The organism is Microbacterium sp. 22195, from assembly GCF_052056515.1.
GTDB lineage: Bacteria > Actinomycetota > Actinomycetes > Actinomycetales > Microbacteriaceae > Microbacterium.
The window spans coordinates 106,643-119,624 of record NZ_JBQEPE010000002.1 but is presented as its reverse complement, the minus strand read 5'-3'; the positions used below and the strand labels follow the sequence as shown (position 1 = coordinate 119,624).

Annotated in this window: 12 protein-coding genes; 2 read left to right on the top strand and 10 right to left on the bottom strand. The window is 70.5% G+C overall.

Annotated features, from left to right (window positions below):
• Positions 1 to 12 precede the first annotated feature (12 nt).
• Positions 13 to 1,200, top strand: coding sequence for an amidohydrolase family protein (locus ACTJJ4_RS08545; protein WP_440942934.1), 1,188 nt, complete (start codon positions 13 to 15; stop codon positions 1,198 to 1,200).
• A 137-nt stretch (positions 1,201 to 1,337) separates the two neighbouring features.
• A complete protein-coding gene (locus tag ACTJJ4_RS08540) occupies positions 1,338 to 1,784 on the top strand; it encodes an acetyltransferase (RefSeq protein WP_440942933.1) in 447 nt (148 codons plus the stop codon).
• Positions 1,785 to 1,914: 130 nt separating this feature from the next.
• On the opposite strand, the gene ACTJJ4_RS08535 is transcribed toward ACTJJ4_RS08540, so the two are convergent.
• From ACTJJ4_RS08535 to ACTJJ4_RS08490, 10 genes are all read right to left on the bottom strand, one after another.
• The gene (locus ACTJJ4_RS08535; protein WP_440942932.1) at positions 1,915 to 3,390 is read right to left on the bottom strand and encodes an aldehyde dehydrogenase (NADP(+)); all 1,476 of its coding nucleotides are present in this window, start codon (positions 3,388 to 3,390) and stop codon (positions 1,915 to 1,917) included.
• Positions 3,391 to 3,569: 179 nt separating this feature from the next.
• On the bottom strand, positions 3,570 to 4,571 hold the full coding sequence (locus ACTJJ4_RS08530) for a proline racemase family protein (RefSeq protein ID WP_440942931.1): 1,002 nt from the start codon (positions 4,569 to 4,571) through the stop codon (positions 3,570 to 3,572).
• Between the two features lie 76 nt (positions 4,572 to 4,647).
• Positions 4,648 to 5,580 (bottom strand): dihydrodipicolinate synthase family protein, encoded by a 933-nt coding sequence (locus ACTJJ4_RS08525; RefSeq protein ID WP_440942930.1) that lies wholly within the window; start codon positions 5,578 to 5,580, stop codon positions 4,648 to 4,650.
• A gap of 71 nt (positions 5,581 to 5,651) precedes the next feature.
• A complete protein-coding gene (locus ACTJJ4_RS08520; protein WP_440942929.1) occupies positions 5,652 to 6,971 on the bottom strand; it encodes an MFS transporter in 1,320 nt (439 codons plus the stop codon).
• 80 nt (positions 6,972 to 7,051) lie between these two features.
• A complete protein-coding gene (locus ACTJJ4_RS08515; RefSeq protein ID WP_440942928.1) occupies positions 7,052 to 8,422 on the bottom strand; it encodes an FAD-dependent oxidoreductase in 1,371 nt (456 codons plus the stop codon).
• Positions 8,419 to 8,664 (bottom strand): (2Fe-2S)-binding protein, encoded by a 246-nt coding sequence (locus ACTJJ4_RS08510; RefSeq protein ID WP_440942927.1) that lies wholly within the window; start codon positions 8,662 to 8,664, stop codon positions 8,419 to 8,421. The genes ACTJJ4_RS08515 and ACTJJ4_RS08510 overlap by 4 nt, the downstream gene beginning before the upstream one ends.
• A 220-nt stretch (positions 8,665 to 8,884) precedes the next feature.
• Positions 8,885 to 10,045: an NAD(P)/FAD-dependent oxidoreductase gene (locus ACTJJ4_RS08505; RefSeq protein WP_440942926.1), complete on the bottom strand. Its 1,161-nt coding sequence runs from the start codon at positions 10,043 to 10,045 to the stop codon at positions 8,885 to 8,887.
• A 134-nt stretch (positions 10,046 to 10,179) separates the two neighbouring features.
• Positions 10,180 to 10,890, bottom strand: a complete 711-nt coding sequence (locus ACTJJ4_RS08500; protein ID WP_440942925.1) for an ABC transporter ATP-binding protein — start codon at positions 10,888 to 10,890, stop codon at positions 10,180 to 10,182.
• On the bottom strand, positions 10,887 to 11,828 hold the full coding sequence (locus ACTJJ4_RS08495; RefSeq protein ID WP_440942924.1) for an ABC transporter ATP-binding protein: 942 nt from the start codon (positions 11,826 to 11,828) through the stop codon (positions 10,887 to 10,889). The genes ACTJJ4_RS08500 and ACTJJ4_RS08495 overlap by 4 nt, the downstream gene beginning before the upstream one ends.
• Complete coding sequence (locus tag ACTJJ4_RS08490; RefSeq protein ID WP_440942923.1) at positions 11,825 to 12,982, bottom strand: branched-chain amino acid ABC transporter permease; 1,158 nt, start codon at positions 12,980 to 12,982, stop codon at positions 11,825 to 11,827. The genes ACTJJ4_RS08495 and ACTJJ4_RS08490 overlap by 4 nt, the downstream gene beginning before the upstream one ends.

Below are 12,982 nucleotides of genomic sequence, written 5' to 3'. Positions count from 1 at the left end.
GAGGAGTAAAGCATGCGCACCGCATCTCTCACCATCACCGGCGCCCAGGTCTGGGCCGGCGCGGGCTTCGCCGCCCGCGACGTGCACATCCTCGGGGGACGGGTCGTGTCCGCAGCCGAGGCCGGAGCGGATGCCGAGAAGCTGGATGCTTCCGGCCGCTGGCTGATCCCCGGCCTCATCGACGCCCACTTCCACGCCTACGCGACCAGCATGGACGGCTTCGAGAACGAACGAGGTCCCCTCAGCTTCACCGCGATCAACGGCACCCGGCGTCTCACCCGCGCGCTGGAGCGCGGCTTCACGACCGTGCGCGATGTCGCCGGCGGCGACATCGGCCTGGCGCAGGCCGTGGATGCCGACCTCTTCCCCTCTCCGCGCTACCACTTCACGGGCCCGGCGCTCAGCCAGACCGGCGGGCACGGCGACCCGCGGTCGGCGCACGTGGACGTGTGCTTCTCTCACGGGCACATGTGCGAGGTCGTCGACGGCGTGGATGCCCTGCGACTGGCGGTGCGGAACCGGCTGCGCACCGGTGCGCACGCGATCAAGGTGATGGCGTCCGGCGGGGTCTTCTCGCTGGTCGACCCGATCCGCAACCCGCAGTACTCGGCCGAGGAGCTGCGCGCGGTGGTGGACGAGGCGACCCGCCGCGGCAGCTACGTGTGCGCGCACGCCTACTCGTCCGAGGCCGTGCAGCACGCCCTCGCCGCCGGCATCCGCTCCATCGAGCACGGCAACCTGATCGACCGGGCGACGGCCGAGCTCATGGCCGAGGCTGGTGCGTTCCTCGTGCCGACCCTCGCCGCCTACGACGCCATGGACCGTCGCGGCGCCGAGATCGGCCTGAACGAGACCTCGCTCGCGAAGAACGCGGTCGTGCTGGAGAAGGGGCAGGATGCCGTGCGCCTCGCGCACGCCGCGGGCGTCCGGGTCGGCTTCGGCACCGACCTGATGGGCGACCTCGAAGACGACCAGCTCGCCGGCATCCGCCTGCAGGTCGAGGCGTCGAGCGCGGCCGAGACGCTGCGCTCGATGACCTCCGTGAACGCCGAACTCATCGGCGATGACGCACTCGGGCACCTGGGCGAGGGCGCCTACGGAGACGCCGTGCTGCTGGCATCCGATCCCCTTGCCGACCCCAGCGCCCTGTGGCGGCAGGATGCTCGCGTGACGGTGGTGCGCGGCGGCGTCGTGGTCTGATTCTGCGCTCGAGCGCACCGTCTGCCGACGAGTGCACCGCCTGGCGACGTCGGTAAGCGGTGCGCTCGACGCCACGTGGTGCACTCGCGCGCGCGGCAGTGGCGCGCGCGCAGCGCGCGTCCGAGTAGCGTCGAGGGGTGAGTGAGATCCTGATCCGGCCGTCCTTCGGCGCGACCGAGCACCCCGCGCTCGTCAGCATCTGGCGGAGTGCGGTCGACGCCACGCACCACTTCCTCTCGGATGCCGATCGCGACGAGATCCAGGCGCACCTGGCATCCGACTACTTCCCCGCCGTCGAGCTGGCCGTGGCGGAGATCGACGGCCGTGCGGTGGGCTTCGCCGGCACGCTCGACGGCGCACTCGAGATGCTGTTCGTGGATGCCGCACACCGAGGCGCCGGAATCGGATCGGCGCTGCTCGCGCACGCCATCGCCGAGTCCTCGGTCACCCGAGTCGACGTCAACGAGCAGAACCCGGATGCCGCCGCGTTCTACGCTCGCCGCGGGTTCGAGGTCATCGGACGCAGCGAGCTCGACGACGCCGGACGCCCGTACCCGCTGCTGCATCTGCGCCTGCACGACTGACAGGCCCGCGCATACCGCCTGACGTTGCCGAGCGCGACCGCACCAGTTGCCGTCGAGTGCACCACCTAGCGGCGTCGGCAACCGGTGCTGTCGACGGCGAGTGGTGCTCTCGCCGTCGACATGAGCCGGCTCAGCGCACCGAAGCGCCCCACGAGGTCGAGTTGCCTGCGCGGCTGATGCTCTGCGGCACGCCCCAGGGGTTCGCGTCCTGCAGCGGGACGGGCAGCAGCTCCTGCGGGGCGCCCTGGTAGGCCACGCCGCGCAGGAAGCGCGTGATGGCCGCGGTGCCGACGCTGGTGCCGTCGCTCGTGGTGGCCGGGTACGGGCCGCCGTGCTGCATGGCCGGGGTGACCGAGACGCCGGTCGGCCAGCCGCCGAACAGCACACGGCCGCTGGTCTCGGCGAGCGCGTCGACGAGCTCGGCCAGCGATCCGTCCTCCAGCTCCGACTCGCGCGCGTGCACGGTGGAGGTGAGGTTGCCGGGGAACAGCTCGGCGTGCAGCGCCGGCAGGGCGTCACGATCCTGGTAGCGCACGACCACCGACAGGGGTCCGAACGACTCCTCCAGCAGCGCCTCGCGGTCGGCCAGCAGCGTGTCGACGTCGACCGCGACGACCGTGGGCGTCGCGAAGGTCTGCCCGTCGTCGTCCACGCGCACCTCGCCCTGAGAGAGCACGTCGACGCCCTCGGCACCCAGCACGTCGCCGCGGCGCTGGGTGAACGCGCGCCCGATGCCGGGGTTCAGCAGACGGTGCTCGGCGACCGCGGATGCCGCGCCGCCGACAGACGACAGGTCGGCATCGGCCGGCACGAACAGGAAGCCGGGCTTGGTGCAGAGCTGTCCGGCGGAACCGGCGACGGATGCGACGAAGCCGTCGAGCAGCGCGGCATCCGCGTACGTCGCGTACACGGGGTTCACACTGCCCAGCTCGCCGTAGAACGGGATCGGCACCGGCCGCGACGCGGCGATGTCGGCCAGCATCCGGCCGACGTGCGTCGACCCGGTGAAGGCGCCCGCGCGGATGCGCTCGTCCTTCAGCAGCGCGACGCCGTTCTCCTGACCGCTGATCAGCTGGAACGTGCCCTTCGGCATCCCGGCACCCTCGAGCGCGTCGATCACGACGGCCGCGGTCGCGCGGGAGAGCTCCGGATGCCCGGAGTGCGCCTTCACGATGACGGGGCAGCCCGCGGCGAGCGCGGCGGCGGAGTCGCCGCCCGCCACCGAGAACGCGAACGGGAAGTTCGAGGCGGCGAAGTTCAGGACGGGGCCGACCGGCTCCAGCATCCGCCGCACGTCCGGCCGCGGGCCGATCACGTACTCCGGGTCGGCGAGGTCGATGCGGGCGTCGAGGTATCCGCCGTCCACGATCGTGTCGGCGAACAGCCGCAGCTGCCACGACGTGCGGCGCAGCTCACCGGTCAGCCGCGCCTCGGCCAGGCCGGTCTCGCGCATGCCGATCGGGATGAGCTCGCCGCCGGCGGCGTCCAGCGCGTCGGCGACGGCCACGAGCGCCGCGGCGCGCTCGCGCGGGCTGGTGCGGGCGAAAGGACGCGCGGCGGCGGCTGCCGCAGCGGCGACCTCTTCGAAGTTCTGGTTCTCGGTCACGTCGGTCTCCTCTTGGTCTCGATCACAGGTCTCGGGCTCTCGCCCGCCTCATGCACGTGGCTCGCGTGTACGCCAGCCACGGAAAAGTACGTCTCCCGCGGACGGATGCCGCGAATTCATCCGCGCGAAGCGTACATCTCCGCGCGAAGCGCACAGCATCCGCGCCGCAGCACCGAGCATCAGAACACGAACCCCTCGGGGAACGGGTCGTTCTCGTCGAGCATGTACTGGCCGAGCCCGGTCACCCAGGCCCGTCCGGTGATGGTGGGGATCACAGCCGGGCGATCCCCGACGGCGGTCTCCCCCACGAGCCGCCCGGTGAACTCGGTGCCGATGAACGACTCGTTCACGAAGTCGGTGTCCAGCGCGAGCTCGCCACGGGCGTGCAGCTCCGCCATCCGTGCGCTGGTGCCGGTGCCGCAGGGCGAGCGGTCGAACCAGCCAGGGTGGATCGCCATCGCGTGGCGGGAGCGCACGGCATCCGAGCCCGGTGCGATGAACTCGACGTGGTGCACGTGGTTCGCGCCCTCCAGCACCGGATGCACCGGCGGGGCCTGCTCGTTGATCGCATCCATGATCTTCAGCCCCGCCGCGAGGATGTCGTCCTGCCTGGCCCGGTCGAACGGCAGCCCCACCTGGTCGAGGTCGACGAGGGCGTAGTAGTTGCCGCCGAAGGCGACCGAGTAGGTGATCTCGCCGATGCCGGGCACGTCGATGCGCTCGTCGAGCCGGTCGACGAAGCTCGGCACGTTCTCGATCGTGACGTCGACGGCGCGGCCGTCCTCCACGCGCACGCGCGCGATCACGAGCCCGGCCGGGACGTCGAGGCGGATCTCGGTGACCGGCTCGGTCACCTCCACCATCCCGGTCTCGACCAGCACGGTGGCGGCGCCGATCGTGCCGTGTCCGCACATCGGCAGGAAGCCGGATGCCTCGATGAAGACGATGCCCCAGTCCGCGTCGTCGCGGGCGGGCGGCTGCAGCAGTACGCCCGACATGGCGGCATGACCGCGAGGCTCGTTCATGAGGAATCCGCGGAGCCCGTCGAGGTGCTCCATGGCGTACAGGCGACGGTCGTTCATGGTCGCGCCGGGGATGCGGCCGACGCCGCCCGTGACGACGCGGGTCGGCATGCCCTCGGTGTGGGAGTCGACGGCCTGGATGGTGCGGCGAGCGCGCATCAGCATCCTCCAAGTAGAGAGTGGGGAGAGAGGGGACGCCGACGCGCGGCATCCCCTCCCTGAATCATCACACGCGTCAGGCGACCACGGCCGCGCGGGCCGCGATGGCGGCCAGGGCGCGCTCGGTGTCGGCCGTGACCTGGGCGCGCTGCTCGTCGCTCAGCGGGCCGCGCGGCGGGCGAGTCGGGCCGCCGTAGGAGTTGCCGCAGATGTCCATCGACAGCTTGATGGCCTGGACGAACTCGGTCTTCGAGTCCCAGCGGAACACGGCGACGAGCTGCTCGTACAGCGCCTTCGCCTCGTGCCAGTTGCCGTCGGCGCAGAGGTTGTACAGCTCGACGGCCTCACGCGGGAAGGCGTTCGGGTAACCGGCGAACCAGCCCACGGCACCGTTGACCATCAGCTCGAAGAGCACGTCGTCGGCACCGGCGATGATGTCGATGTCGCAGAGCTCCTTGATCTCGTAGACGCGGCGCACATCGCCCGAGAACTCCTTGATCGCGACGACCTCGGGGATCTCGGCGAGCTTCGCGACCAGCGAGGGCACGAGGTCGACCTTGGTGTCGAAGGGGTTGTTGTAGGCCATGATCGGCAGGCCGACCTTCGCGACCTCCTGGTAGTGCGCGATGACCTCGGACTCGTTGGCGCGGTAGATGGTCGGCGGCAGCAGCAGCACACCGTCGGCGCCGTCCTCACGGGCGTACTCGGCCCACTGGCGGGCCTGGTGGCTGCCCACGCCGTGCACGCCGGCGATGACGATGCCACGGCCGTCGACAGCCTCGACGGCGACCTGGATCACCTTGCGGCGCTCGTCGTCGGTCAGCGAGGAGTACTCGCCGAGCGAGCCGTTCGGGCCGACGCCGCGGCATCCGTTCGACATCAGGAAGTCGACGTGCTCGCCGAACTTGTCGTAGTCGACGGCCAGGCCCGCCGGCGCCGATGCGTCTTCCTTGAACGCGAGGGTCGTGGCGACGACGACGCCGCCGAGGTCCATGCTCTTGTCAGTCATAGCTGTTCTCTTTCTCATCTGTCGCGCCGCGGATGCGGCGGTTCTGTCGGGGGTGTCAGGGGTCGGTGCGCTCAGTCGCGCATCGACCGGCGGTTGGTCTCAGGCATCGTCAGGACGACGAGCAGTGCCAGCACGGTCACGATCACGACGTACCAGGCGGGTGCGACGGTCGAGCCGGTCAGGCTGATCAGGCCGGTGGCGAGCAGCGGCGCAGTGCCTCCGAAGATCGTGAAGGCGAGGTTGTAGCTGATGGATGCGCCGGTGTAGCGCACCCGGGCAGGGAACAGCTCCACGAAGGCGGGGCCGGCCGGGCCGAAGAACAGTCCGAGCGCGAGGCCGAGGAGTCCCTGGCTGAGGATGGCCGCGCCCAGCGTGCCGAGACCGACCAGCAGATAGGCCGGCACCGCGACGACCGCGCCGAAGAGGCCGGCGATCAGCAGCATCCGTCGGCGGCCGATCCGGTCGGAGACGAGCGCCGCCACGGGCACCGTGAAGAACGTGATGAGCAGCGCGATGCTGTTCGAGATCAGAGCGGCGGAGGACTCCAGGCCGATCGTCACCGTCATGTAGGAGTAGAAGTAGCCGGTCAGCGAGTAGTAGCCGAGGCTGGCCACGGCGGCGATGCTGAAGCAGACCAGCATGCTGCGCCACTGCTCGCGGAACACCGTGCGGATCGGAGCCTTCTCGACCTGGCGGCTCTCGCGCATCTCCAGGAAGGCCGGCGACTCGTCGACGCGGGTGCGGATGTACAGGCCCACGACGGCGAGCGGGGCGCCGAGCAGGAACGGCACGCGCCAGCCCCACGACTCGTACGCGTCCGGCGAGAGCATCGTGGTCAGGCCGAGCACCAGCAGAGCCGCGATCACGGGCGGCAGGTTCGACCAGGTGTAGACCATGCCGACGTTGAATCCGCGGCGGGCCGTGGGCGAGTGCTCGGCCACGAAGGAGTTGGAGCCGATCGTCTCGCCGGCAGCGGACAGGCCCTGGATCATGCGCAGCACGACCAGGAGCACGGGTGCCGCGACGCCGATGACCGCGTAGGTCGGGAGCAGGCCGATCAGCGTCGTCGAGATGCCCATGACCAGGATCACGCCGGCGAGCACGCGCTTGCGGCCGAAGCGGTCGCCGAGGTTGCCGAGCAGGAAGGCGCCGACGGGGCGCGCGACGAAGCCCACCGCGTAGATGGCGAAGACCGCCATGAGGGCTGCGGCCGCATCGGTCTTGGGGAAGAACAGCGCGGCGATGACGGGAGCAGCGTAGGCGTACACCGCGAAGTCGAACCATTCGACGAAGTGTCCGATGGCCGAGGACGTCATGACCTTGCGGACACGGCGGGCCTCGGCTGCGCCGGGCGAGGCGATCTGGTCTTCAATCTCGATGGTGGTGCTCATGCGGCTCCTTCGTCGCGTGGGGGAGTGATATGTAACATATCACACGCTACTGCGATGCGCCAGGGTGACGAGTCCGGGGATCAGCTCCCGTCGACGGGGTGGGGTGCGGCAGGTGATCGGTGTGCGGCGAGTTCGCCGATGCGCACCGACGAGAGCACGGGGCGCCGGTCGATGCCCGTCGGAGCGCCGATGATGTCCTCCACGCTGCGACCGCAGGTGCGCCCCTGGCACGGGCCGAGCCCGGCGCGGGTGGCGAGCCGCATCCCGCGCATGGAGGCCTCGGCGTACTCGAGGATCGTGGCGCGGGTGGTCGACTCGCAGCGGCAGACGATCGTGTCGTCGTCGAGCCAGGCGGTCCAGCCGGAGCGGATGCCGTGGGTCTTCAGCCGCTCGGCGAAGGCGCGCATCCGGCGCCGGGCCTTGAGGGGCTCGCGGTATCGCAGGTCGGCTTCGGGCACGCCCGCAGCGGCGAAGCCGGCGATCGTTCCCTCGGCGAGCGCGGCATCCGCTCCCCCGATGCCGGTGATCTCTCCCGCGGCGTGCACGCCGGGGATGCTGGTGAGCTGCTGGCCGTCGACGCGGACGAACCGATCGCTCGTGATCTCGCAGCCGAACTGGATCGCGGCCTCCAGGCGCGGGGTGAAGCCGTGCCCCAGTGCGACCGCGTCGCACTCGACGGTGCGCTCCGTGCCCGCGACGGGCCGCCAGTCGCGGTCGATGCGCTGCACGGTGACGGCCTCGACGCCGCTCGTGCCGTGGATGCGGGTCACGGCGCTGCCCAGCCGGTACGGCGTGCGGTGCGTGATGAGCGTGCCCAGGTACGAGCCGAGTTCTCCCGCTTTGCCTGCGGCGGCGGTGAGCTCCCAGGGCCGGCGGCCCCAGCCCCCGAGCAGCGTGGAGACGGATGCCGCTTCGACGACCTCCGCGACCTCGCCGCCCAGGATCGCTACGCTCTGCGCCACGGGGAGCAGGAAGGGACCCGCACCTGCGACGACGGTGCGGGTGCCGAGCGCGATGCCGTCGCGCTTGGCGAGCGCCTGCACGGCGCCGGCGGAGGTGACCCCGGGGAGGGTCCAGCCCGGCACGGGAAGCACGCGGTCGTGAGCCCCGGTGGCCAGCACCACGGCATCCGCCTCCAGGGTCTCGCCCTGGCGCTGCGCGGCGTCCACCGGACCGACCAGCGCGTGCACGCGCAGCGGCGTGCCGGCCTCGACCCGCCAGACGCTGGCCGACGACAGCACGCGCACCTGCTGCAGCGCGCTCTCGAGGTCGGCGAACCTGCCCAGCTGATGCTGCAGCCGCGGATCGGTGAACGTCGGGTGATGCCGCCAGAACTGGCCGCCGACGCGTTCGCCCTCGTCGACGATCACCACGTCGGCGCCGGCCTGGGAAGCGGATGCTGCCGCCGCGAGACCCGCGGGCCCCGCGCCGATCACGACGATGCGCGTCATGCCCGCGCCTCCCTCTCGATGACGTCGCCCTCGCAGGCGGTGCGCTGGCAGGCGCGGACGCCTTCGGTGCCGTTGACGGTCACGACGCAGTCCTGGCAGATGCCGATGCCGCAGAAGATGCCGCGCTCGGCGCCGGCCGCGGTGCGCCAGGTGCGCTGCCCGTTCGCCAGCAGGATGCCGCCGACGCTCTGCCCGTCCTGGCCTTCGAGCGTCTGCCCGTCGAAGCTGATCGTCACGCTCATGCGGCGCCCTCCTCGAAATTGCGGGCTCCAGGTCGCGATTCGTCCCGATAACGCCAGCCCCTCCGACCTTCAGGTCGCGATTCGTCCCGGAAAACCGGCGCGAAAGCGGGACCAACTGCGACCTGGACCGTGGGCGGAAGCGTCGAAGCGGGACCAATCGCGACCCGGGGACAGCGGATGCTGCGGATGCCGCGGGGATGGCGGATGCCGACGTGCGCGCTCATGCGAGGGCCCCCTGCAGGGTCGGGCGGGAGGGGAGGAACGGCGTCGGGTCGAGCGGCGCCGGCGTGCCGAGGACGGCGTGGGCGATCAGCGCGCCGGTGGTCGGGGCCAGCCCGATGCCCGCGCCCTCGTGGCCCGCGGCGTGGAACAGGCCCGCGATCCGGGCATCCGCCCCGATCGCGGGGAGGTGGTCCGGTGCGTACGGCCGGAAGCCGAAGTAGGTGCGCAGCAGCATCGTGTCGCGCAGGAAGGGGAACAGCCGGGTGGCCTTGTCGGCGATCTCGGCGAGCGGCGCCAGCAGCCCGTCGGACGAGAACCCGACGCGCTCGCGACTCGAGCCGATCAGCACCGTGCCGCCCGGAGTCGACTCGACCACCGTGGAGGTCTGCAGTGCGGCGTCGCCCGATCCGACCGCGCCGACGTAGTCGGCGTCGTACACCTTGTGGAACACGCGCTGCGGCATGGGCGCGGTCACGAGGATCGTGCCGCGACGCGGACGGATGTCGAGCACCGAGCCGAACAGTGCCGCGGCATCCCCCGACCAGGGACCGGCGCAGTTCACCACGGCATCCGCGTCGATGCGGCCCTCCGTGGTCTGCACGCCGCGCACCCGGTCGCCCTCGACGACGCCGCCGGTGACCTCCACGATCCGCAGCTGCGCGCCGAGGTGCCTGGCACGGGCCAGCATGGCCTGCGCGGCGAGACTCGGCTGCACCTGCGCGTCGTCCGGATAGTGCACCCCGAGCGCGACCTCAGGCGACAGATGCGGCTCTGCAGCACGCAATGCAGCTGCGTCGAGCACGTCGGCGCGGATGCCGATCTCGCGCTGCGTCTCGGCGAAGCGCTCCAGGGCGGACGCTCCCCCGTCGAACGCCACGACCACGCCGCCCTTGGCCTCGAACTCGGTGGCGGGCTGTCCGGGGACGCGATCCTCGTCGAGCCGAGCGGCCAGCTCGCGCCAGGCACGGTTCGCCTCGATGGCCATCAGCGCCTCGGCGCCGGGCTCCTTGTCGGAGACCAGGATGTTGCCCTCGCAGCGGCTCGAGGTCTCGCCCGCGACACCCGTGCGATCCAGCACGATCACCTCGGCTCCCGCCTCGGTGAGCGCCAGCGCGCATGCGGCTCCGACGGCGCCCGCGCCGATCACAATGATCCGCATCCGTTCTCCTTCTCCGTCCGGAACCGCTGGGATCCCGGCATCCGCGACAGTTGTGCCGCGTGACATATTACTCTGCGTGAAGAAGGGATGCACCGCCCTTCGCCACCGGCTCCAGGCAGTGCATCCCTCGTGCATCAGCCGCCGAGGTAGGCGTCGATGACCCGGGCATCGGCCGCCAGCTCGGCTGCCGGCCCGTCCATGGTCGTCTGCCCGGTCTCCACGACGTAGGCGCGGTCGGCGATCTTCAGCGCGGCACGCGCGTTCTGCTCCACGAGCAGCACCGTCGCACCCTGGGCGTTGACCGCCTGGATCGTCTCCATGACCTGCTTGACCACCAGGGGCGCCAGCCCCATCGAGGGCTCGTCCAGCAGCAGCAGCTTCGGGCCGCCGATGATGGCGCGGCCGATGGCGACCATCTGCTGCTCACCGCCGGAGAGCGTGCCGCCCTGCTGCTTGCGCCGCTCGGCGAGACGCGGCATCAGCTGATACACCTGATCCACCCGCTGCGCGATCAGCTTCTGATCCCGCACCGTGTAGCCGCCGAGCAGCAGGTTCTCGTGCACCGTCATGGTCGAGAAGATGCGTCGCCCCTCGGGCACGTGGATCAGCCCTGCCGACACGATGTCCCACGGCTTGGCCGTGGTCAGATCCATGTCGCCCCAGCGCACCGTGCCCGACTTCGGGCGCACCAGCCCCGAGAGCATGTTCATGGTGGTGGACTTGCCCGCGCCGTTGTTGCCGAGCAGGCAGACGATCTCGCCCTCGCGGACCTCGAAGCTCAGCTCGCGCAGCGCGTGCACACGCCCGTAGTAGACGTCGGCGGCGTCGACGGTCAGAGTGCTCATGAGCGCTTCCCCTTCCTGCCCTTGCCCTGCGACGAGCCGTCCAGCAGGGAGTCGTCCAGCAGCGACAGATCGACGGTGCCGGTCTGCAGCTTGGTCTCGTCCAGCGGCTCGTCCTCGACGCCCAGGTACGCCTCGATCACGATCGGGTCGTTCTTGATCTGCTCGGGGCTGCCCACGGCGATCTCCTTGCCGTAGTTGAGCACCACGATCCGCTCGGCCAGATTCATGATCAGGCCCATGTCGTGCTCGATGAGCACCACCGCGACGCCCAGATCCCGGATGCTGCGGATCAGCTGCATCAGCGCCTGCTTCTCGTTGAAGTTCAGGCCCGCGGCCGGCTCGTCCAGCAGCAGCAGCTTGGGCCCGGTGGCGAGTGCACGGGCGATCTCGACTCGTCGCTGCTCCCCGTAGGGCAGCTGCGTGACGTAGAGGTTCTCGTCCCCCGTGAAGCCGACGAAGTCGAGCCAGCCGCGCGCCTGCTCGGCGCACTCCCGCTCGGCCTTCCGGTAGCCCGGTGTGTGCAGCAGCGTGGCCCAGAAGCCCTCACGGATGTTCGCGTGCATGGCGGTCTTGACGTTGTCGAGCACGCTCAGCTCGCGGAACAGCCGGAGGTTCTGGAAGGTGCGCGCCATGCCCCACTTGGTCACCCGGGAGGGCAGCACGCGGTAGAAGCCGAAGCTCTGCAGCAGGTCGACCAGGCGCAGGCTGCGCCAGAACGACGGCGCCTGGCGCACGATGTCCCTGCCGTCGAAGACGACCGAGCCGGACGTGGGCAGGTAGAACCCGGAGATGCAGTTGAACGCGCTGGTCTTGCCGGCGCCGTTCGGGCCGATCACCGCCAGGATCTCCCCCGCCTCGACGGTGAAGCTCAGTCCGTCGACGGCCTTGACGCCGCCGAACTGCAGACGCAGGTCCTTGACCTCGAGCAACGCGCTCATCGGGTCTCCTCCCCTTCGACGGTCTCGAGATCCTCATTGGCGGATGCCGCGGGAACCGCCATGAACCCGGCCGTGGGCGGCGGCACCGGCTTGAGCTTCTTCAGCCACGGCAGGATCGCGGTGGACGGCCACAGTCCCGCGGGGCGGAACAGCATGACGATCACCAGCAGCACGCCGAAGATCAGGAAGCGCCACTCCGAGAACTCGCGCAGCAGCTCGGGCGCCAGCGACACGAAGAGCGCGCCGATGATCACACCGGGGGTCGATCCCATGCCGCCCAGCACCACCGACATCAGGATCAGCGCCGAGTACAGGAACTGGAAGCTGTTCGGGCTGATCGCCGAGAGGTGCGTGGCCATCAGCTGACCCGCGATGCCCGCCCAGACCGCGCCGATGATGTAGGCGGTGATCTTGGCGATGTAGGTGTTGATGCCCATCGCCTCGGCGGCGTCCTCGTCGTCGCGCACGGCCTTCCAGGCCCGGCCCATCTTGCCCTTGGCCAGACGCCCGGCGCCGATGACGCCGACCAGCACGACCACCGCGGCGACGAAGTAGTAGAACACCACGCGCTGCGGGAACTCGAGGCCGAACAGGGTGAAGCCGTCGGAGAAGCTCCAGTCGCCGAACGACCAGGTCGGGATGCCGTGGATGCCCGAGGGTCCGCCGGTGATCTGCAGGTTGTTCGCCGTGATCCGGATGATCTCGCCGAAGCCGAGCGTGACGATGGCGAGGTAGTCGCTGCGCAGTCGCAGTGTCGGGGCGCCGATGATGATGCCGGCCACGATGCAGGCCACGATCGTCATCGGCAGCGCCGCCCACATCGGCCAGCCCAGCACCGTGGTGAAGATGCCGGAGATGTAGGCGCCGACCGCGAAGAAGGCGATGTAGCCGAGGTCGAGCAGGCCGGCATAGCCGACCACGACGTTCAGCCCCATCGCGAGCATCACGTAGATCAGCGCGCTGGTGGCGATCGACATCAGGTACGGGGTCGCGTTGATGAACGGCAGCACCGCCAGCAGCACGACGGCGAGCGTGCCCAGCGCCCGCAGGAACCCCTTGTTGGAGTTGAGGATGCCGGCGGGAGCCGCCGGACGGTCGAACAGCGGAGACGGCGCGCGCAGCGCGGCATCCGCTCGTGTCTGGGAACGGGACAT

Excerpts from the sequence above, each read along its gene's own strand:
- ACTJJ4_RS08545 (WP_440942934.1), top strand. The coding sequence starts at position 13 with ATGCGCACCGCATCTCTCACCATCACCGGCGCCCAGGTCTGGGCCGGC.
- ACTJJ4_RS08530 (WP_440942931.1), bottom strand. The coding sequence starts at position 4,571 with ATGCGCGCTCGCCGCACCATCCAGGCCGTCGACTCCCACACCGAGGGC.
- ACTJJ4_RS08525 (WP_440942930.1), bottom strand. The coding sequence starts at position 5,580 with ATGACTGACAAGAGCATGGACCTCGGCGGCGTCGTCGTCGCCACGACC.
- ACTJJ4_RS08520 (WP_440942929.1), bottom strand. The coding sequence starts at position 6,971 with ATGAGCACCACCATCGAGATTGAAGACCAGATCGCCTCGCCCGGCGCA.
- ACTJJ4_RS08515 (WP_440942928.1), bottom strand. The coding sequence starts at position 8,422 with ATGACGCGCATCGTCGTGATCGGCGCGGGGCCCGCGGGTCTCGCGGCG.
- ACTJJ4_RS08510 (WP_440942927.1), bottom strand. The coding sequence starts at position 8,664 with ATGAGCGTGACGATCAGCTTCGACGGGCAGACGCTCGAAGGCCAGGAC.
- ACTJJ4_RS08505 (WP_440942926.1), bottom strand. The coding sequence starts at position 10,045 with ATGCGGATCATTGTGATCGGCGCGGGCGCCGTCGGAGCCGCATGCGCG.
- ACTJJ4_RS08500 (WP_440942925.1), bottom strand. The coding sequence starts at position 10,890 with ATGAGCACTCTGACCGTCGACGCCGCCGACGTCTACTACGGGCGTGTG.
- ACTJJ4_RS08495 (WP_440942924.1), bottom strand. The coding sequence starts at position 11,828 with ATGAGCGCGTTGCTCGAGGTCAAGGACCTGCGTCTGCAGTTCGGCGGC.
- ACTJJ4_RS08490 (WP_440942923.1), bottom strand. The coding sequence starts at position 12,982 with ATGTCCCGTTCCCAGACACGAGCGGATGCCGCGCTGCGCGCGCCGTCT.